Consider the following 18,115-nt stretch of genomic DNA (forward strand, 5'->3'; position numbering starts at 1 on the left):
AAACACCCGTCAGACGGCAGTCAGACGACGCAGACGGACGGTTGCCGCTGTGTCTCGGCGGTCGTCGGCTCGGCCGCCGGTCTCCGGAACGAGGCGGCGACGAGCCGTCTCACGCCCCGAGGCCGCCCGTAATCTCCAGGTACAGCGTGAGGAATTGGATCGCGTTGAAGGCCCCGTGGATGAACACGGGGACGAGCAGATTTTCGGTCTTGAGATAGCTCGCTCCGAGCAGCGTCGAGAGCACGAAGACGAGCAACAGTGAGAGGAGCGTCTGCGTCGGCGTCCCGGTGCTGTACTGGCTGAAGTGGACGACGCCGAAGACGGCGCTGGTGAGGACGACGGCGCGGACCTCGCCGAAGCTGTCGTAGAGGTACTTCTGGATGAGGTTCCGGTAGAGGAACTCCTCGCTCGGCCCGATGGTGAGAAAGGACAGCGGCACCATCAGGAGCAGGAACGAGGGGTTCTGCCGGGCCAACTCTTCGACGCTGCTGGTCGCCGCTTCGAGGCCGAGGAGGCGCAGTGCCTGGCTAAACGCGATCAGTGCCACCAGGAGCACGACCACGCCGCCGACCGCGTAGCCCACGTCCCGAAGGGTTGGCACGGTCAGGTCGAGGTCGGCCCACGTCCGGCCGAGGCGCCAGGCGACCGCCGCTCCGAAGGCGATGAAGCCGACGCCGCTCCCGACAGTGATGACGAGGTACGCTGGGCCGGTGACCGTGCCGCCTTCGAGCGCGCCGGCGCTGACGAGGCCGGAAAGCATTGCCCCGAGGAGTGCGAACTGCGCGACGAGCGCGCCGACCACGTACCCGACGAGGCCGATCATCGTCGCGACGGAGAGTGCTCGGGCAACCGCGTACAGCCGGTCGGTCGGGACACCCGTCGCGAGCGCGCGACCGAGCGCGAGTGAAATCGCGCCGATGAGGACGGTCAGGTAGGGGGCGACGCCGATGGCTGTCTCGCCGCCGGCCTGGAACGTCGGCCCGAAGAACGCAACGAGGGTCGCCAGCACCGCGACGGCGCTCGCGGCCGCCGCGCCGAGCCCGCTCTGTCGCGACGTGACGGTCCCGTGACGGGCGAGCGAGAACGCCAGCGCCGCGAGCGCGAACCCGAGGCCCACGACGGCGCGGGCGCTTACCGGGCCAAGCGTCGTCGCCGGCGTCACCCAACTGACGAGGCCGCTCTCGGTCGCGGCGACGGCCACGAGGCCGAGGCCGGCGGCGAGCACCCCCCACTCCGCGGCAGTGTCGTCCATTGTCGGCAGTCGGGGTCGGCGTCCTAAATGGACTCCGTTTCGCCGACTCGAAGCCGCTCGCGGTCGTCGACGACGGCGGTCTCCTCGGTTTCCTCACCACGGACGAGCGCTCGCGTGGCGTTTTTCCCCCACTCGACGGCGGGCTGGGTGAACGTCTCCACGCCCGCGAGTTCGCCGACGAGGACGCAGGCCGCCTCCATCGCGTACAGCAGTTCACCGACGCTGTGGGCGTCGAGGCGGTCGATCTCGACTTCGAGCGCCGGGCGGTCGGCCGCGGGCAGGCTGGCGACTGTCGCCTCGTACTCCGCGTCGATGAGGTCGCCGAGGCCGGTCCCCGAGAGGTACGACAGGTCCTCGTGGTCCGGGTCGGGAATCGCCACGTCGGCGCGCTCGCGCGGCCTGACGAAGGTGACGACCTTGTCGCGCGGGCCGGCCCGGTACAGCTGGAGCTGGGAGTGCTGGTCGGTCGCGCCGAGCGCGCGGGCCGGGGTCTGGCCCCGGCCGTCCTTCCCGAGGCTCTCGGCCCAGAGCTGTGCGAACCACTCGCCGAAGGACTCCAGGCGCTCTGCGTAGGGCATGAAGGCGTTGATCGACGCGCCCCGCTCTTCGAGCGCGTAGCACATCGCGCCGTAGGCGTAGGCCGGCGAGTCATAGAGCGACGGCGCGAGGTCCTCGGCCGCGGCCCGCCCGCCGTCGAGCAGGCCCTCGATGTCAAGTCCGAGGACGGCCGGCGGGACGAGCCCCACCGCCGAGAGCGCGCTGAAGCGGCCGGGGACGCCCTCGGGAACCGGCAGCGTCGGCAGGTCGCGCTCGTCTGCGAGCGCCCGCAGCGGGCCGGACTCGCCCGTCGTGACGACGATGCGCTCGGTCCAGTCGACGCCCGCGTCCTCGTAGGCCGCCCGGACGACGAGGAAGTTCGCCAGGGTCTCCGCGGTGGTCCCGGAGCGCGAGACGACGTTGATGGCGGTGTCGGCGAGCGAGCGGCCAGCAAGCGTCCGCTCGACGTGTTCCGGGTCGACGTTGTCGAGGACGACGTGGCGGCCGGGGTCGTCGGCCAGCGCCTCCGTGATGGTCCGCGCGCCGAGCGCGGAGCCGCCGATCCCGACGGTGATGACCGACTCGGCGTCGGTCACCGGCTCGACGGCGTCCCGGATCGCGTCGGCGTCGGTCGTCTCCGGGAGATTCAGCGACGCGTAGCCGAACTCCCCGTCGGCTCGTCCCCGTTCGATTCGCTCGTGGGCATCGGCGACGCGCTCGTCCAGGTCGTCGAGCGCGTCCCGCTCGATGCCCGGGTCGGCGGCGCTCGCGAGTGCGGCCCCGATATCGACGTGCATACTCGGGCTGTCGAGGGGCGGGTACAAACAACTCCCGGACGGCGGCTGTTCGGCCGGCTCCCGGACAGCGGCTGTCCGGTCGATTTGGGTCGGCGGCGCGACAACGAGACGCTTAACGGCGCGGTGACCCTACGGCCCGCCATGACAGACGCGACGGCCGCCGACTCCGTCACCGGAGAGGACTCCGAGGCGGCGGGCGGTCAGGACGACGGCGCTGAGCCGTACCGCGGGCTCCCCGGCGCGTTCCTGTACGCGTTCCGGGCGACGGACTCGCTGCTGTGCAAGGCGTACGTGCCCGTCGCTCTGCTCCTGTCGGCGGTCATCGCCCTCGTCTTCACGTTCGGCCTGATCGTCCAGCTGGCCGCCACCGGGAGCGTCCGCGGCGGGACGTTCACCTTCTCGCGGACGTTCTTCCTGTTCGTCGGCCTGCTCGTCGTCGCACCGTTGCTCGCGCCGGTGCTTTCCGTGGCTCGCCGCCACCGCCGGACGGGGTCGTCGGTGGCCTACGATCGGGGCATCGCGTTCTCGGCGCTGCTGTTCGTCGGGTCGCTGTACCTCGCGCTGCTCGTCTCCGCACCGGCGGAGCTACGCGAGCCGACGGAGAGCGTCGTCGTCGGCTTCTTCTACTCGCTCACGCCGCTCGCGGGGCTGGTCCCGCCGCTGTTGGCCGTCGGGGTGATGTACCTCGTCCACCGCCTGCTGAAGTAGCGCCGCGTCGCACCGGCGGCGCAGGCTCGCTCCCGCGGTCGAAACGGGGAAAAACGCCCGTCGCCAAACCGGGGGTATGACAGCCATCGAGGGGACGTTCCTGGTCACGCACGCCGACGAGGACTCGGCGACGCTTCGGAACGTCGGCGACTCGCAGGTGCTCACGCTCTCGGACAACCCCGGCGTCGAGGCCGGCGAAGTGATCGAGGGGACGGTCGAACCGGAGCCGCCGATGGAGGTGACCTACACCGTCACCGAGGTCGAAGAACGTCGGACTATCCCGGTCGAGACGGTCGACCTCGCGCCGACGACGCAGGCCACCGACATCGCCGCCGAACAGCCGACTGGCGAACTGACCACGGTCGAGCGCGCCGGCGAGGGCGAGATCCACGTGCTGACCGTGCCCGAAGACGAGACCGAGTCGGCCGCGGCCGACGTTGTCGCAGACGAGGCGACCGTCTCGCGGGCGGCGCGCCTCGGCGTCGACCGCGTCGAGGTGCGCACCGAGCGCGGCGTCGTCAGCGTGCGCTACCTGCCCGACTGAAATCACTTCGAGACCGCGATCCGTCGACCGCTACTCCGTCGGCCCGGCGGCGCTCTGGACCTGCCAGCCGCCTGCGATTCCGCATGCTTCGCGCTCGCTGAAGGCGAACGCCGTGTCGTCGGTCACGCGGGAGCCGCCCTCGACGGACTCGACGCGGAGCGGGAAATCGAGCGTGTCGCCACAGCACCCGACGCCGACGAACTCCGTCCACACGTCGCCGACGGCGGCGCTGTCGTGGACCTTCCTGAGGTACGCGCGGAACGGCGACCCCTCGACTTTCTGGCGACCCCAGCCGCTGAGGTCCGCCGGGTAGGAGAGTTCGACCGTCGTGGCCTCGTCAGTCATGGTGTGCCGTACGTGCCCACACACCAAATTACTGCGGGAGACCGGGGCGCTCCCCGGGCGGATTGAGAAGGCTTATTCGGACCCGTCTCACACCGTTCGCTCATGTTCGAGTTCGAGGTCCCGGAAGTCGATTACACCCGGTATTCGAACCGCCAGTTGGTGGCGGTTCCGCTGGCGGTGCTGGTGCTCTCGCTCGCCGTCGTCGGCGGCTGGTGGGTCGTCACCGGCGCGCCCGTCGACCGGGGCATCGACTTCACCGGTGGGACGGAACTGACGATCGGGTCGAACTCCACGCTCACGAACGACGAGATCGCCGGGACCTTCGAGGAACCGGTGGTCTCCATCCAGGGCATCACCACCACCTCGGACTCCACCTACGAGAACCAGTACGTCGTCACGTTCGACAACTCGACCGACGTGTCCTCTGTCCGGTCGGCGGTCCAGTCGGCCGACGGGATAACCCTACTGGGGAGCGGGACCACGTCGCCGCTGTTCGGCGCGCAGAACCAGCGACTCGCCGTCATCGGCGTCGGCGTCGCGTTCGTGGGGATGAGCCTGCTCGCCTTCGCGTTCTTCCGCACGTTCGTGCCGAGCATCGCCATCGTCATCTCGGCGTTCTCGGACATCATGATCCCGCTCGCGATCATGAATCTGCTGGGAATCCAGCTCTCGCTCGGCATCGTCGCGGCCTTCCTCATGTTGATCGGGTACTCCGTCGACTCGGACATCCTGTTGAACAACCACGTCCTCCGGCGTTCCGGCGGGTTCTACGAGTCGACCTACCGCGCGATGCGGACCGGTGTGACCATGACGCTGACCTCGATCGCAGCGATGGCCGTGATGGCGATCTCTGCGACGTTCTTCGGGATCGGCCTGATGGCTGACATCGGGCTGATTCTGGTGCTCGGGCTGACAGCCGACCTCATGAACACGTACATGCTCAACGTGACGCTGCTTCGCTGGTACAAGTACGAGGGGGTGAACCGATGAGCGCCCTCCGTGAGAACTGGCGCATCGTCGCGCTGGTCGTCCTTCTCGTCGCCAGCGCCACGGCGCTGTTCGTCCCCGGGGTCCCGCCGGGGACGAGTGCCGACGGGGGAGGAGACGCCGGCGGTCCGGGAACTGAGAGCGCCAGCCAGCTGACGAACCTCAACTACGGCATCCAGCTCAGCGGCGGGACCCGTCTCCGCGCGCCCATCGTGGGCATCACCGCCGAGGGCGTCGACGTGCAGGCGACGGAGGCGACCCAGCTCGAACAGACGGTGGCCGACGAACTCGGCGTCGACACCATCGACGTTCGAGTTCGTCCCATCAGCAACGACCGCCAGACGGGAGCCGTCGAGGTCGTCATCGAGAACGTCACCCAGCAGGAACTGCGCGCCGCGCTCGAAGCCAACGGCTACCAGCCGGACACCGTCCGCGACGGCGTGACGCGGGAGACCCGCCAGGAGATGATCGCGACGATCGACGAGAAGCTTCGGACCTCGGCGCTCAGCGGCGCGTCGGTCCAGATCGTCAACGTCCCCGGCGGCGAGCACTTCGTCAGCATCACCGCCCCCGACCGGGACCGCGAGGACCTCGTCGAGATTCTGAACGAGCGCGGTGTGGTCAAGATATATGCCGTGTATCCGGGCGGGGAGAACGGCTCCTACGTCCGTGAGGAGGTGCTCCAGCGCTCTCAGATGGACGATATCTCGTCCGCGAACAGGGAGGGCGTCGGCTGGGCGGTGTACATCACCGTCAGGCAGGACGCGGCGGACGCGTTCGCCCAGCGGATGGTCGACGCCGGGTTCGGTGACGGCGCGTCCTGCGGGAACTACAACCACTCGGACATCCAGCAGACCACCGGCGACGGCTGTCTGGTCCACACGCTGAACGGCGAGGTCGTCACGGCCCGCGGGGTGACCCCCGGCCTCGGCGGGAGCTTCGCGAACGGCGAGTTCGCCAACGACCCGGTGTACGTGATGCAGACCAACGGCTCCGAGCAGGCCAACGAGATCGAACTGAACCTCGAGGCGGGCCAGCTGCCCGCCCCGCTCGACCTCTCTGAGGACTCCGGCGCGTCGCTCGACCCGGCGCTGGCTGAGCGCTTCAAGCAGAACTCCCTGCTGACGGGCCTCATCGCGGTCCTCATGGTCAGCCTCGTCGTCTACGTGCGGTACAAGCGGGTCGAGGTCGTCGTCCCGATGGTCGCCACCGCGCTCTCTGAGGTGTTCATCCTCCTCGGGTTCGTCGCGTTCGTCCAGTACCCGCTGAACCTCTCGCACCTGGCCGGCTTCATCGCCGTCATCGGGACGGGGGTGGACGACCTCATCATCATCGCCGACGAGATTCTCCAGCAGGGCGAGGTCGAGACGGGCCGCGTCTTCCAGAGCCGCTTCCGCAAGGCGTTCTGGGTCATCGGCGCGGCGGCGGCGACGACCATCATGGCGATGAGTCCGCTGATGGTCCTCCCGCTGGGTGACCTCTCCGGGTTCGCCATCATCACCATCGTCGGCGTCCTCGTCGGCGTGCTGGTGACGCGCCCGGCCTACGGCGACATCCTGCGGAACCTCGTGCTGGACGAGGACTGAGCCGCAGTCGCGTTTTTGCGTTCTCTGTCGGGGGAGTCGGCCGTGTCCCCCATCCTTGGTACGCCATCACAAATTACAACCGAATGACTTATTGTCGTCCGTGCCCTATGTTCACATCCCGTTAGATGCGGGGAGCGATCGGACGACGCGCTTCAGACTGTCCGTTCGGGACGGAACGGAACGCGTTGGGGGCAACAACCAAGCGACCGATAACACGGTTCCGAGGTTAACGCTCTGAAGGAGAACCGCACCAGTCCATCGCCGGTCCGGCCGGCAGGATCGGTGTCAAGGCCAAGTACCGGACGCCGCGCGAGGGGCGTTCGAGAACCCAGTACGCCGCCAAACGCTGGTGAAAGCCCAGCTAAAGCCCGTCAGGGCAAGGTCGGTGAGAGCCCGACTACAGGTGGCACGAAGTGCTGGCACGGCCGTACGGACTGCGGAAAACATCTCCCGTCCGACTCCAAGCCGCGTCTGCGGGAATTTTCGGTATTCAGAACTCGCCCAGCGTCGCCTGTTCCGCCGCCGCGAGCACGTCGTCACACGTCGACCACGACCGGCGGGCACAGGCCGGCAGGTCGCCGTGGCGCTCGACGTACTCGGCCAGGAACGTCCGCGTCGTCGGGTCGCTCGGGTAGCCGGATCCGACCGCGCCGTACTCCGCCGCCAGCGCGTCGACATGTGCGTCGCGGGCGACTTTCGCGACGATCGAGGCCGCGCCCACTAGCGGGTCCGTCTCGTCGGCCCCGTGGGCCGCCGTCACGCGCACGTCGGCGTCGACACCGGCGGCGACGCGGCGGCCGAACCGCTCGGCGTCCGTGTCGCCCGCGTCGACGGTGCCTTCGAGGCCGTCTCGAGCCACCTGTGCCAGCGCCTCGGTCTGCGCCGCGACGGTGAGCGCGTTCATGTCCGTCTCCTCGTCGTCGATGCGCTCGACGGGGATCTCGGCGACGCCGACCGTCGCGCACTCTCGAATCTCGCGGTCCAGTCGCTCGCGGCGCTCGGGCGCGATGTCCTTCGAATCGCCGACGCCCTCGGGGAGCGCCGCCGGGTCGGCCCGGACGGCGGCGGCGAACATCGACCCAAGCACCGGTCCCTTGCCGGCCTCGTCGACACCGAATCGCATGGCTGGTCGGTGTTCGTCCGGGGAGAAACCGATTCCGGTCGGCGGGCGGCTCCGACGGAGCGGCCGACCCGCACCGCCTACTCCTTCAGATACTCGTCCTTGGCGAAGGGCTCGTCCTCGCCCTGCACGTCGACCACGTCGAGGGCGGTCACTTCGGCGCCGACGCCGAGCAGGCCGGCCAGACTCGGCTCCGTCCGCCCCTCGTCGCTGGAGACGAGTTCCTTCACGTAGAGGCCGCCCTCGCCGTGGATGCGGAGTTCGGCGTGGCGGTCGTCGATCAGGTCGCCGGTCACCCCGTAGACGCTTCGCGTCCGCGTCAGGTCCGCGCGGCGGTGGGCGACCCGCTGGGGCGTCTCCTGCTTTACCGTCGCGCCGTCGAGTTCGGCCAGTGCGGCCTCGAAGTCGTCGGCTTCGACGGCCTCCTCGAACTCGACGTCCATCCGGTAGGTCTTCGACGCGTCCAGTTCCTTGACGCGCTCGACCATCTCGTGGGTCGCGAGTTCGAGCCCCTCGACCTCGACTTTTCCGTCGGCGAAGGCGTTGACCTCGGCTTCCAGTTGTTCCGTGTCCACGTCCCGCGTTCGCGGCTCCATCACTTCGATGACGAACGGCCGGCCCGATTCGAGCATCAGTGCGTCCACGTCCTCGCGGCCCGCGCCGTGGAACACCGCCTCCTCGCCGTCCATCGCCTCCAGGACGACCGGCGCGGACAACTGCTCGACGCTCTCGTCGTAGCGGTAGCCGGTCCCGTCACAGCCGTCGCAGGGCTCGCCCTGCCACAGCCCCGTCCCGTTGCAGTCGTTGCAGGGCCACTTCGTCTGCGGGATGTCCCGCTCCAGTTTGCGGTAGCGGCCGTAGACGAACGCGGAGTTGACATGGACCTCGACTTCGTCCGTCGAGAGGTCGAGCGTGAACTGGACCGCCGGCCGGCCGAAGTCGACCTCCGCGCCGGTCAGGTCGCCGATTCGCTTGCCGACCTCGCGGTTGAGTTCCGTCTTCAGCGCCTCGCCGGCGTCGGCGTCCAGGCCCACGTCTTCGCGGAGCAAGGCGTCGTTCTCTTCGAGCAGCGGCGGGACCTTGGTCCCGACCTGGTACGTGTCGAACTCGTAGCCGCGGACGGCGCTCGCGGCCTGTTCGGCCCACCAGTCGAAGCGGTCGCACTCGCCCTCGCAGACCCAGCAGTCCTCGCTCTCCTCGAAGGGGTCGTCGTCCGCCAGCGCGAGCGTCACCCGCAGGGCGTGGCCGCGCTCGGCGTTGGCAAGCCCGAAGCTCCGGTCGGCGAACAGCCGGCCGAGACAGGAATCGCACAGCGGCCCGGTCGCGAGCGCCGCGCGGGCGTCCTCCAGTACACTCATTGAGTGAGGCGACGCGACGCCCCCCTAACTGCGTTTCGACCTCTCCGCTCCGACTCAGGGGATCTTGACGTACTCGTGTCCCGCCGACTGCAGCCGAACCAGTTCGCTGACGCCGCTATCGACCAAGTCGATCCCGGCGGGAACGTCGTCGTGGGGAATGTCGCGAGCGTCGAGACACGTGGTACCGATGGTCGCCGACACGCCGCTATCGAGCAGTTCGACAAGCCGGTCCCGTTCCGGAGAGTCCGTTGTCGCAATCCACACGCCCTCTCTGTGCAGGAGCAGCGTCACGTCGTCGAGCGCCAGCGATTCGTTGTCCCGGAGCACGGCCGCACAGCGGAGCGCGTGCTGCTGGTCGTCCTCGGCGGCACTGGTGAGGTGGATGACTGCGCTCATGCGGTCTCGTTAGGTATCATTGAATAAATACGTTCTCGGCGGCCTGTCCGACGCGTGCCCGGCCGCTGTCGCGTCACTCGGGCCGGCGGCCGCCGTCCGTCGGCAGTTCCGTCGTGCGCTCACCGAACAGGTCGTCCGGGCTGTCGTCCCTGGTGACGGAGATGGACCGCTTCGGGAACGGAATCTCGACGCCCTCGGCCTGGAAGCGCTTGTAGATGGCTCGGTTGAGTTTGTGGGTGGCGCGGGCGGTCAGCGCCGGATTCCCGACCCAGCACAGCAGTTCGAGGTTCAGCGCCGAGTCGCCGAACGTGCGAAAGCGGACCCGAGGCCGCGGGCGCTCCTGGACGAGGTCCTCCGCCGTCGCGATATCGAGTAGCATCTCCTCGACGGCGTCGATGTCGGTGCCGTAGGCGACGCCGACGGGGACGCGGATGCGGCGCTTGCGCTTCGGCGTGGACTCGTTGACGATGGCGGCGCTGTTGAGCTTCGAGTTCGGGACCGTGACGAGGATGTCGTCGCGGGTGCGGATGACCGTCGAGCGGACCGAGATGTCCTCGACGCGGCCGCGTTCGCCGGTCTCCAGGACGACGAAGTCGCCGACCTTGTAGGTCCCGTCGAGGTACAGCGACAGCGACCCGAAGAAGTTCGAGAGCGTGTCGCGGGCCGCCAGGCCGACGATGATCCCCATGATCCCGGCCGAGGCGAGCAGCGGCGTCACGTCGATGTCCCACAGCACCAGCAAGAGCACGATGCCGCCGCCGGCGACGAGGGCGCTCCAGACGTTCTGGAGGATGGGGACCATCTGGCGGTCGATGTACGCCGAGTCGGTCGCGGCGGCCGACGCCTGTCGACCGACGCGCAGCAGCGTCGTCATCCAGACCACGACGATAACCGACAGCGTCCCAGCTTCGAGCGAGACGGCTATCGCCGGCCGGATGTCGTACAGTCGCGCGCCGACGTACGCGCCGGCGAGGCCGATCGAGACGTACAGCGCCGTGTGGACACCGCGGAAGACGATGTCGTCGACGTCGCCCTTGATGTGCGGAGTGACCTCCCTCAGCAGTCGGTCGCCGAGGACGCGGACGACTGCCGCCACGAGGAGGCCGCCCCCGATCAGGACGAGAAAGCCCTGCCAGGCCGGGAGCCCCGCCAGGAGCGACACCAGCCCACTTTCCAGTTGCATACCGTCTGTTGGTCAGCGAGATTATATATACCGTCGCCTTCCCCGAACCGAACGGCCTTTGTCGCCCGGCGTCCGCCCCGTGGGTATGAACCCGATTCTCGTCGCGATCTTGCTGGGACTCCTCCAGGGAGTGCTGGAGTGGATTCCGGTGTCGAGCGAGGGCGGCGTCGCGCTCGCCTCGACGGTGGTCACCGGGGTGTCCCCCGCCGCGGCCACCCGCCTCGCGCTGTTTCTCCACGCCGGAACGGCCGTCGCCGCGCTGGCGTACTACCGCGGCGAAGTCCGCGACATCGTCGACTCCGCTCGCCGCCTCTCTCGTCGCCCGTTCGCCGACGAGACGGCCGACCTCTCCTTTCTCGTCCTCGCGACGCTGGCGACGGCCGTCACCGGCCTCCCGGCCTACCTTGCGCTCGACGCCGCCGTCTCCGAGCTGGAGGGCGGGCTCTTTCTCGCGCTGGTCGGCGGCCTGCTCGTGCTGACGGGCCTGCTCCAGCGCTTCGCCGCGGCGCTGTCGCTCGGCGAGCGCTCCGTTCCCGACTGGGCCGACGCCCTCCTCGTCGGCGCGCTCCAGGGGCTGGCGATTTTACCGGGGGTCTCCCGCTCGGGGACGACGGTCAGCGCCCTGCTGCTGCGCGGCCACGAGGGCGAGTCGTCGCTGCGACTCTCCTTTCTGCTGTCGATCCCGGCCGCGCTCGCCGCCAACGCGCTGGTCCTGGTCGACGACGGCGTCCCCGTCATCGACCCGCTCCCGGCCGTCGTCGCGCTGGCCGTCAGCGCTGTGGTCGGCTACCTGACCGTCGACGCGCTGGTCCGTCTCGTCCGCCGCGTCCCCTTCTGGGCGGTCTGTACGGTCTTCGGCGGGCTGGGCGTCATCGGCGGCCTGCTCGTCGCGCTGTGAGCGCGGTGCTGGAACTTATATATCGTTCGGGGCCAAATCACCTGTATCAGGGGCAATGAGTGGTGACGAACGCAAACTGGTCGACACGTCGGGGGACTTCCAGTACGTCGTCCGAAACGGCGAGGAAGTGGCCGATCCGCAGTGGCGCTCGTGTCGGCTCATCGTCACCAACAAACGGCTCGTACTGGCGACGAACGGGTCGAAACAGCCCATCGCGCACTCGAAGATCAGGCTCGCCGAGGACTCGGACGACCTGATCCCCGCTGCCGCCGCCGGCGCGACAGCGCTGGAAGTCGGCGACAACGTGTTGCTCGTCGACGCGCCGAACGTCGACGACTTCGAGACGGAGTACGTTCGGGCGGCCCTGCAGGGGCAGGTCATCCTCGCGCGAAAGCAGGCGGTCGTCGGTGGTGTCGTCCAGGACGATGCGGCCTGGAGCAAGGCGCGCTTCCAGCTCGACGACGGTGTCGTCCGTCTCCAGTTCCCCGACGGCGGCGGTCTCTCATTCGAGGTCGAGGACGTGGGGACCATCGAGACCGGGACCAGCACCGTGATGGGCCAGCAGCGGACGGTCATCGAGGTCGAACACACCGACGAGCAGGACCGCAGCGTCGAGACGCACCTCTCGGGGATGGATCACCACACCCGCGCGCTGGAGACGCTGTTCACCAGCGTCGTCGAGAGCCGCGAGGACGACTACGAACTCTCCGAGATGGAGAGCCAGGTGCTCATGGCGCTGTACTCGGGTGTCTCGCCGTTCGAGATGTCCGACTTCGTCGGGACGACGCCCGACGAGGTCGAGGAGATCTACCAGCGACTGCTCGACATCGGCGCGGTCGACGAGGTCAGGGTGCGGACCGAGGTCGCGCTGAACGCCCAGGGGCGGAACATGGCGAGCGAAGCGATGAGCGAGAAGTAGGATTTTCGGTCGCGGGCGGGCCGCTGTCGGAGCCGCGGACGGGTCGACGGTACTCTGTCCCGCGTTCTGTTCGTTCAGTGGTCTTCGGCCGCTTCTACGTCGTCGATCTCCGTGACCGAGATCCCGTCGGGCAGTTCGGCTTCCGTGATCGGCGTCAGGGTGATGACCGTCCCGTCGTCGGCCCGGACCCACTCCTGTCCGGTCTCGTCGTCCCAGTCGTGTGGGGTCCACAGACCGGATTCGAAGCGCATCCAGATATCGAGGCCACTGTAGTACTCTCCCGAGGAACTTTCGTATATCATTGTGGCTCCACAGCGGGTGGTTCCGTGAAAGAGTCAATCGAACTACATTGGCTTATTAGTACCGGTGGGTGCGGATATCGCACACCTGAATATCGGGGGTGAGTGAGCGAGCGGGCCTGCTGGTCTCACAGTCGGTGTCGAGAAAACGGACAGCGGTATCGCCGCCTACGACCGTTGTTGTTCGCGCGCGATCTCCAGCGACCAGAAGAAGCCGTAGTAGGCGACGACGCCGCCGGCCAGCGTCAGGTAGTACGCCCACTGCGGGCCCTGGAGCAGGTCGAAGATGGCGCTGACGACGGTCACCCAGGCGATGGCGAACACGAGGTCGACGACCATGCCTCGCTGGTGGTCGCGGACGTGTTCGCGGATGGTGTCGACGAGGCTCATCGCGCTCCTCCCAGGGCGGTCCGCAGTGAGTTCGTGGTGATCATTCGTGGTGTCGTTTCGCGAGACGGTGTTTCGTCGGGCCGGTCACTCCGCTACCTCGGTGTCGCCGTGGACGTCGACGACGAGTACGGGCAGGCGGGTCCGTCGCAGCACCTTTTCGGTCACGCTGCCGAGGATGACGCGCTTGAGCCCCGAACGGCCGTGGGACCCCATCACGACGAGGTCGATGTCGTTGTCGTCGACGAACTTCCGGATGGCCCGGGCTGGCTCGCCGGCGGTGACGTGTTCGACGACCTCGACGCCGTGTTCCGCGCCGCGGGCGGCGACGTAGCCGGTGGCCTCGTCTGCGTCCGCTTTCACCTCGGTCATCTCGTCGAGGTGGCCCTGGCGGATGCGGTCGACCTGCTCGGTGCCCAGCGAGTAGCTCGTGGCGTCGACGTCGACCACGTACAGCGCGTGGACCGTCGAATCGTACTTCGAGGCGATGTCGATCGCCTGATCGACCGCGTTCTCCGCGGTTTCGCTACCGTCTGTCGGAACGAGGATGTGCTCGTACATTGGTTTAGTCGTCTGCGGGGGTGCCGCCGCTGCCGCCGCTGTCGCTGACGATGTCTTCGGCGGTCTGTTGCTGGCCCATCGGTTCTGGGCTGTGACACTGCCGGACCATCCGCTTGGTCTCCATCGGCGGTTCTTCGGTCACCAGCGAGACGCCGATCGTGACGAGGAACACGAGCGGCGTGCCGACGAGCGCCGCGCCGATCGGCGGGACGTACTGGGCGTAGATGGGCACGAGCGCGCCGCTCTCGCCCGCCGCCGCACCGAGCGCGCCGATGTAGTTCGGCAGGACGCTGTTGACGACGGAGCCGATCCACAGCAGGAGGCCGACCGTCATCCCGGCGAGCGCGCCCTCCCGGTTGGTGTTCTCCCACCAGAGTCCGAGGAAGAACATCGGGAACAGCACGGTCCCCGCGAGCGAGAACGCGTAGGCGACCAGTTCGCCGATCAGCGCCGGCGGGTTGAACGCGGTCACGGTCACCAGCGCGCCGATGGCGACGATGGTGGCGCGGCCGATGAGCACCTGCTGGCGCTGGGTCGCGTCGGGGTTGATGAGTTCGGTGTAGATGTCGTGTGCGACCGCCGAGGAGGCCGTGATGAACAGCCCCGCGGTGGTCGCGATCGCCGCGGCCATCGCGCCGGCGGCGACGAGGCCGACGAACCACGTCGGGAGGTTGGCGAACTGCGCGGCGAGCACGACGATCACGTCGCCTTCAGCGCCGGACATGCCGCCCTGTGCGGCGTAGGCGTTCGTGCCGGTCACTTCTCCGAAGAGGTCGACGCCGAAGGCCGCCATCGCGGGCGCGGCCCAGTACAGCAGGAGGATGAAGAACAGCCCCCAGACGCAGGACCAGCGCGCGGTCCGCTCGTTCTCGACGGTGTAGAACCGCACCAGCACGTGCGGGAGGCCGCAGGTCCCGAAGATGAGCGAGAACGCGGTCGCGACCCAGATGTAGTAGGAACTGGCCCGGAACGGAGCCGAGAACTGGCGGCCGAGTTCGCTGAACAGCGCGCCGTACTCGATCTGTGGCAGGATCGTCGAGTAGCCCTGCGAGAAGCCGACGACGTAGACGCCCGCGAGGAACGCGACGATGAGGATGACGTACTGGACCGCCATGTTCTTCGTCGCGCCCAGCATGCCCGAGAGCGCGAGGTAGCCGACGGTGATGGTCATCATCACGACGATCATCGGGATGATGTCCAGTCCGAAGACGTACTGGCCGACCAGACCCATGCCGCGGGCCTGTCCGACGGAGTAGACGTACGCGATGAGTAGCGTCGTGAACGCCCCAAGCGCGCGTGCGGTGGGCGAGTTGAACCGGTCACCGACGAAGTCGGGCGCGGTGTACTTCCCGAACCGGCGCATCTGCGCGGCGAGGAAGATGAGCAACACGAAGTAGCCGGTCGTCCAGCCGACGATAAACGCCAGGCCGTAGAAGCCCGAGAGCGCGACGAGTCCGGCCAGTCCGAGATACGAGGCGGCGGACATCCAGTTCGCGCCGATGGCCATCCCGTTCTCGATGTTGCCGATGCCGCGGCCGGCGACCCACATCCCCTCGGTGTCGGCCACCTTGAACACGTAGCCGATGACGAGGAACGAGGCCATCATCAGGAAGACGAGGATCGCGGGCACGAGCTTGAACGAGATGTCGAGGGCCTCGGCCTGCAGGGGAACCGTCACTGCTCGACACCCCCGTCGGTGGCCGCGGCGTCGCCCCGCTCACCGCCGTCTGACTCGGTGTCGGCTCCGGCGACGCTGTGGTCGATGCCGTACTTCTCGTCGAGCGCGTCGCGCTTGCGGGCGTACCAGAACGCGAGTAGCAGCGCTCCGGTCGGGCCGCCAAAGGCCACCGAGAAGTAGTGCAGCGGGAAGCCCGGCGGAACCGTTATCGAGGTCATGGTTTCGGGCGCGATGACCGTCAGCGTCACCGGTCCGAAGACGATGAGCGCCCAGACGATGAAGCCGGACCAGACGATCCGCAGGTGGTCGCGCATGTACGCCGTACTGGGGCTCAGGAGGTTCACCTCCTCTTCGAGGTAGTTCGTGTTCTGGTGTTCTCGCGCCGCGTCCGTCGTCGTCCCGCCGTCGGGAGCGACAGAGCGGCCGCTACTGCCGTCGTGTGAATCGCTATCTTTCATTGTCAGCGTCGGATTGTAGTGTGTTTAAATCGTAATTCGAGAAGGGCCGGTCAGTCTCCCTGGACCTTCCGCTCGATGTCGCTCACGACGTCCGGGTTTCGGAGGGTGCTCGTATCACCCAGCTCCTCGCCGTTGGCGATGTCTTCGAGTAGCCGACGCATGATCTTCCCGGAGCGAGTCTTCGGCAGTTCCGGCGTGAAGATGACCTGCTCGGGCCGGGCGATCGGCCCGATGGCGTCCTCGACGCCCTCGATGATCTGCTGTCGCAGTTCGTCGTTCTCCTCGTAGCCGTCTTCGGTGATGACGTAGGCGTACACCGCCTCGCCCTTGAGTTCGTGGTCACCGCCGACGACGGCGGCCTCGGCGACGCCCTCGACGCCGACGATGGCGCTCTCGATCTCCATCGTCCCGAGGCGGTGGCCCGAGACGTTGATCACGTCGTCGACGCGACCGAGAACGGTGATGTAGCCGTCCTCGTCGATCTTCGCGCCGTCTTCGGGGAAGTACACCCAGTCGTCGGGGTCGTCGCTGTCGGTGTCCGAGTACTCCGCCCAGTACTCCTCGATGAAGCGCTCGTCGTTCTTGTACAGCGTCCGGAGCATCCCGGGCCAGGGCTTGTTGACCGTCAGATAGCCGGCGCGGCCGGGCTGGACCTCCTCGCCCTCGGTGTCGACGATGCGGACGTCGTTGGCAGGCAGCGGCGGCCCGGCGGACCCGGGCTTCATGTCCTTGACGCCCGGCAGCGTCGTGATCATCATGCCGCCCGTCTCTGTCTGCCACCACGTGTCCACGACCGGGCACTCCTCGTTACCGATGTGCTTGTAGTACCACTTCCAGGCGCGGGGGTTGATCGGTTCACCGACCGTGCCCAGCAGGCGCAGGCTGGAGAGGTCGTGGCGCTCGGGGTACTCCTTGCCCCACTTCATGAACGCCCGGATGGCCGTCGGCGCGGTGTACAACTGGGTCGCCTCGTAGTCTTCGACGATCTCCCACAGGCGGTCGTTGTCCGGGTGGTCCGGCGTCCCCTCGTACATCATCGTCGTGGTCCCGAGCGCGAGCGGGCCGTAGACGATGTAGGAGTGGCCGGTGATCCAGCCGATGTCGGCCGAGCAGAAGTACGTGTCCTCGGGTTTGATGTCGAGCACCGCCTGCGAGGTCCAGGCCGACCATGCGAGGTAGCCGCCGGTCGTGTGCTTGACGCCCTTGGGCTGGCCGGTCGTCCCCGACGTGTACATCAGGAACAGCATGTCCTCGGCGTCGCGCTCGACCGGTTCGACCGTCGCGCCCTCGTTGTCGGCGACCACGTCGTCGAAGGCGACCTGGTTGTCGGCGTAGTCGTGGCCGAAGCCGTCGCCGTCCATCAGGCGCTCGGCGACGATGGCGCGCTCGACGTCGTGTTCGACGCCGCCGAGACCCTCGTTGGCTTTCGAGAGGTGGTCGAGCGGGTCACCGCGGCGGTAGTAGCCATCGCAGGTGACGAGGTACTCGGAGTCCGCGGAGTTCATCCGGGTCGCCAGCGCGTCCGCGGAGAAGCCGGCGAAGACGACGGAGTGTGGCGCGCCGATGCGAGCGCAGGCCAGCATGGCGATGGGAAGCTGCGGGATCATCGGCATGTACATCGTGACCACGTCGTCCTCGCCGACGCCCATCTCTCGCAGTCCGGCCGCGAACTCGTTGACCTCGCGGTGGAGTTCCTCGTAGGTGTACGTGACGTTGTCTTCGTCTACCGGTTCCCCGACCCACTCGATTGCGGCTTCGTCACCCCGCTCGTCGAGGTGGCGGTCCAGACAGTTGGCCGACGCGTTCAGCGATCCGTCGGTGAACCACTTGTAGAACGGCGGGTTCGAATCGTCCAGCACCTGGTCGTAGTCCTCGTCCCAGTCGAGGAGGTCTGCGGCCGCCTCCCAGCACTCCGGCCAGTTCTCCTCGAACTCCTCGTAGATCGACTCGTCGCTGACGTTCGCCTGTTCGACGAACGACTCCGGCGGCTCGAATACCTCCTGCTCCTCGAGTCGCGCCTCCAGTTGTACATCATCATCTGCCATGGTCTATCATCTATGTTCCACAGCGGGCATATAAACGGGGGGTCTAACTATGGTAAC

Annotated in this window: 19 protein-coding genes; 6 read left to right on the plus strand and 13 right to left on the minus strand. The window is 67.9% G+C overall.

Annotated features, from left to right (window positions below):
- Nucleotides 1–109: 109 nt before the first annotated feature.
- Together ACOZ4I_RS02180 and ACOZ4I_RS02185 are read right to left on the minus strand one after the other, a co-directional pair.
- Nucleotides 110–1,252, minus strand: coding sequence for a lysostaphin resistance A-like protein (locus tag ACOZ4I_RS02180; protein WP_424002571.1), 1,143 nt, complete (start codon nucleotides 1,250–1,252; stop codon nucleotides 110–112).
- A gap of 23 nt (nucleotides 1,253–1,275) precedes the next feature.
- The gene (locus ACOZ4I_RS02185) at nucleotides 1,276–2,586 is read right to left on the minus strand and encodes a glucose-6-phosphate isomerase (protein ID WP_424002573.1); all 1,311 of its coding nucleotides are present in this window, start codon (nucleotides 2,584–2,586) and stop codon (nucleotides 1,276–1,278) included.
- 141 nt (nucleotides 2,587–2,727) lie between these two features.
- On the opposite strand from ACOZ4I_RS02185, the gene ACOZ4I_RS02190 reads away from it, so the two are divergent.
- Both ACOZ4I_RS02190 and ACOZ4I_RS02195 read left to right on the plus strand, forming a co-directional pair.
- Nucleotides 2,728–3,294 (plus strand): hypothetical protein, encoded by a 567-nt coding sequence (locus ACOZ4I_RS02190; protein ID WP_424002575.1) that lies wholly within the window; start codon nucleotides 2,728–2,730, stop codon nucleotides 3,292–3,294.
- Nucleotides 3,295–3,370: 76 nt separating this feature from the next.
- Complete coding sequence (locus ACOZ4I_RS02195) at nucleotides 3,371–3,838, plus strand: DUF5812 family protein (protein WP_424002577.1); 468 nt, start codon at nucleotides 3,371–3,373, stop codon at nucleotides 3,836–3,838.
- 30 nt (nucleotides 3,839–3,868) lie between these two features.
- Here ACOZ4I_RS02195 and ACOZ4I_RS02200 read toward each other — a convergent pair whose 3' ends face one another.
- Nucleotides 3,869–4,183 (minus strand): hypothetical protein, encoded by a 315-nt coding sequence (locus ACOZ4I_RS02200; protein WP_424002579.1) that lies wholly within the window; start codon nucleotides 4,181–4,183, stop codon nucleotides 3,869–3,871.
- A gap of 102 nt (nucleotides 4,184–4,285) precedes the next feature.
- Here ACOZ4I_RS02200 and secF point away from each other — a divergent pair, with 102 nt between their 5' ends.
- Together secF and ACOZ4I_RS02210 are read left to right on the plus strand one after the other, a co-directional pair.
- Entirely contained in the window at nucleotides 4,286–5,173 is an 888-nt protein-coding gene (gene secF, locus ACOZ4I_RS02205) for a protein translocase subunit SecF (protein WP_424002581.1), read from the plus strand.
- Entirely contained in the window at nucleotides 5,170–6,756 is a 1,587-nt protein-coding gene (locus tag ACOZ4I_RS02210) for an MMPL family transporter (RefSeq protein WP_424002583.1), read from the plus strand. Before secF ends, ACOZ4I_RS02210 begins: the two co-directional genes overlap by 4 nt.
- 490 nt (nucleotides 6,757–7,246) lie before the next feature.
- Here the strand turns inward: ACOZ4I_RS02210 and rnhB are convergent, their stop codons facing one another.
- The 4 genes from rnhB to ACOZ4I_RS02230 all read right to left on the minus strand — a co-directional run bounded on the left by rnhB (nucleotide 7,247) and on the right by ACOZ4I_RS02230 (nucleotide 10,813).
- Nucleotides 7,247–7,879 carry a ribonuclease HII gene (gene rnhB, locus ACOZ4I_RS02215; protein WP_424002585.1) on the minus strand — a complete coding sequence of 211 codons (633 nt, stop codon included), beginning with the start codon at nucleotides 7,877–7,879 and terminating at the stop codon, nucleotides 7,247–7,249.
- A 77-nt stretch (nucleotides 7,880–7,956) separates the two neighbouring features.
- The gene (locus ACOZ4I_RS02220) at nucleotides 7,957–9,234 is read right to left on the minus strand and encodes a tRNA pseudouridine(54/55) synthase Pus10 (protein WP_424002587.1); all 1,278 of its coding nucleotides are present in this window, start codon (nucleotides 9,232–9,234) and stop codon (nucleotides 7,957–7,959) included.
- A gap of 54 nt (nucleotides 9,235–9,288) precedes the next feature.
- Entirely contained in the window at nucleotides 9,289–9,630 is a 342-nt protein-coding gene (locus tag ACOZ4I_RS02225) for a DsrE family protein (RefSeq protein ID WP_424002589.1), read from the minus strand.
- 73 nt (nucleotides 9,631–9,703) lie between these two features.
- The gene (locus ACOZ4I_RS02230) at nucleotides 9,704–10,813 is read right to left on the minus strand and encodes a mechanosensitive ion channel family protein (RefSeq protein ID WP_424002591.1); all 1,110 of its coding nucleotides are present in this window, start codon (nucleotides 10,811–10,813) and stop codon (nucleotides 9,704–9,706) included.
- Between the two features lie 85 nt (nucleotides 10,814–10,898).
- On the opposite strand from ACOZ4I_RS02230, the gene ACOZ4I_RS02235 reads away from it, so the two are divergent.
- The gene (locus tag ACOZ4I_RS02235) at nucleotides 10,899–11,711 is read left to right on the plus strand and encodes an undecaprenyl-diphosphate phosphatase (protein ID WP_424002593.1); all 813 of its coding nucleotides are present in this window, start codon (nucleotides 10,899–10,901) and stop codon (nucleotides 11,709–11,711) included.
- A gap of 55 nt (nucleotides 11,712–11,766) precedes the next feature.
- Nucleotides 11,767–12,630 carry a CheF family chemotaxis protein gene (locus ACOZ4I_RS02240; protein WP_424002595.1) on the plus strand — a complete coding sequence of 288 codons (864 nt, stop codon included), beginning with the start codon at nucleotides 11,767–11,769 and terminating at the stop codon, nucleotides 12,628–12,630.
- Nucleotides 12,631–12,704: 74 nt separating this feature from the next.
- Here the strand turns inward: ACOZ4I_RS02240 and ACOZ4I_RS02245 are convergent, their stop codons facing one another.
- The 6 genes from ACOZ4I_RS02245 to acs form a co-directional block, all read right to left on the minus strand.
- Entirely contained in the window at nucleotides 12,705–12,932 is a 228-nt protein-coding gene (locus tag ACOZ4I_RS02245; RefSeq protein ID WP_424002597.1) for a hypothetical protein, read from the minus strand.
- A gap of 165 nt (nucleotides 12,933–13,097) precedes the next feature.
- Nucleotides 13,098–13,319, minus strand: coding sequence for a hypothetical protein (locus tag ACOZ4I_RS02250; protein ID WP_424002599.1), 222 nt, complete (start codon nucleotides 13,317–13,319; stop codon nucleotides 13,098–13,100).
- 84 nt (nucleotides 13,320–13,403) lie between these two features.
- Entirely contained in the window at nucleotides 13,404–13,877 is a 474-nt protein-coding gene (locus ACOZ4I_RS02255) for a universal stress protein (RefSeq protein WP_424002601.1), read from the minus strand.
- A 4-nt stretch (nucleotides 13,878–13,881) separates the two neighbouring features.
- Nucleotides 13,882–15,555: a sodium:solute symporter family transporter gene (locus ACOZ4I_RS02260; protein WP_424002603.1), complete on the minus strand. Its 1,674-nt coding sequence runs from the start codon at nucleotides 15,553–15,555 to the stop codon at nucleotides 13,882–13,884.
- Nucleotides 15,552–16,013, minus strand: coding sequence for a DUF4212 domain-containing protein (locus ACOZ4I_RS02265; RefSeq protein ID WP_424002605.1), 462 nt, complete (start codon nucleotides 16,011–16,013; stop codon nucleotides 15,552–15,554). The genes ACOZ4I_RS02260 and ACOZ4I_RS02265 overlap by 4 nt, the downstream gene beginning before the upstream one ends.
- Nucleotides 16,014–16,063: 50 nt before the next feature.
- A complete protein-coding gene (gene acs, locus ACOZ4I_RS02270; RefSeq protein WP_424002607.1) occupies nucleotides 16,064–18,058 on the minus strand; it encodes an acetate--CoA ligase in 1,995 nt (664 codons plus the stop codon).
- Between the last annotated feature and the right edge of the window lie 57 nt (nucleotides 18,059–18,115).

Origin of the sequence: Haloarcula salina (assembly GCF_049603855.1) — an archaeon.
GTDB classification, from domain to species: domain Archaea; phylum Halobacteriota; class Halobacteria; order Halobacteriales; family Haloarculaceae; genus Haloarcula; species Haloarcula salina_A.

What these genes read in the sequence shown, in the direction of transcription:
- ACOZ4I_RS02180 (WP_424002571.1), bottom strand. Translation starts at nt 1,252, where the DNA reads ATGGACGACACTGCCGCGGAGTGGGGGGTGCTCGCCGCCGGCCTCGGC.
- ACOZ4I_RS02185 (WP_424002573.1), bottom strand. Translation starts at nt 2,586, where the DNA reads ATGCACGTCGATATCGGGGCCGCACTCGCGAGCGCCGCCGACCCGGGC.
- ACOZ4I_RS02190 (WP_424002575.1), top strand. Translation starts at nt 2,728, where the DNA reads ATGACAGACGCGACGGCCGCCGACTCCGTCACCGGAGAGGACTCCGAG.
- ACOZ4I_RS02195 (WP_424002577.1), top strand. Translation starts at nt 3,371, where the DNA reads ATGACAGCCATCGAGGGGACGTTCCTGGTCACGCACGCCGACGAGGAC.
- ACOZ4I_RS02200 (WP_424002579.1), bottom strand. Translation starts at nt 4,183, where the DNA reads ATGACTGACGAGGCCACGACGGTCGAACTCTCCTACCCGGCGGACCTC.
- secF (WP_424002581.1), top strand. Translation starts at nt 4,286, where the DNA reads ATGTTCGAGTTCGAGGTCCCGGAAGTCGATTACACCCGGTATTCGAAC.
- ACOZ4I_RS02210 (WP_424002583.1), top strand. Translation starts at nt 5,170, where the DNA reads ATGAGCGCCCTCCGTGAGAACTGGCGCATCGTCGCGCTGGTCGTCCTT.
- rnhB (WP_424002585.1), bottom strand. Translation starts at nt 7,879, where the DNA reads ATGCGATTCGGTGTCGACGAGGCCGGCAAGGGACCGGTGCTTGGGTCG.
- ACOZ4I_RS02220 (WP_424002587.1), bottom strand. Translation starts at nt 9,234, where the DNA reads ATGAGTGTACTGGAGGACGCCCGCGCGGCGCTCGCGACCGGGCCGCTG.
- ACOZ4I_RS02225 (WP_424002589.1), bottom strand. Translation starts at nt 9,630, where the DNA reads ATGAGCGCAGTCATCCACCTCACCAGTGCCGCCGAGGACGACCAGCAG.
- ACOZ4I_RS02230 (WP_424002591.1), bottom strand. Translation starts at nt 10,813, where the DNA reads ATGCAACTGGAAAGTGGGCTGGTGTCGCTCCTGGCGGGGCTCCCGGCC.
- ACOZ4I_RS02235 (WP_424002593.1), top strand. Translation starts at nt 10,899, where the DNA reads ATGAACCCGATTCTCGTCGCGATCTTGCTGGGACTCCTCCAGGGAGTG.
- ACOZ4I_RS02240 (WP_424002595.1), top strand. Translation starts at nt 11,767, where the DNA reads ATGAGTGGTGACGAACGCAAACTGGTCGACACGTCGGGGGACTTCCAG.
- ACOZ4I_RS02245 (WP_424002597.1), bottom strand. Translation starts at nt 12,932, where the DNA reads ATGATATACGAAAGTTCCTCGGGAGAGTACTACAGTGGCCTCGATATC.
- ACOZ4I_RS02250 (WP_424002599.1), bottom strand. Translation starts at nt 13,319, where the DNA reads ATGAGCCTCGTCGACACCATCCGCGAACACGTCCGCGACCACCAGCGA.
- ACOZ4I_RS02255 (WP_424002601.1), bottom strand. Translation starts at nt 13,877, where the DNA reads ATGTACGAGCACATCCTCGTTCCGACAGACGGTAGCGAAACCGCGGAG.
- ACOZ4I_RS02265 (WP_424002605.1), bottom strand. Translation starts at nt 16,013, where the DNA reads ATGAAAGATAGCGATTCACACGACGGCAGTAGCGGCCGCTCTGTCGCT.
- acs (WP_424002607.1), bottom strand. Translation starts at nt 18,058, where the DNA reads ATGGCAGATGATGATGTACAACTGGAGGCGCGACTCGAGGAGCAGGAG.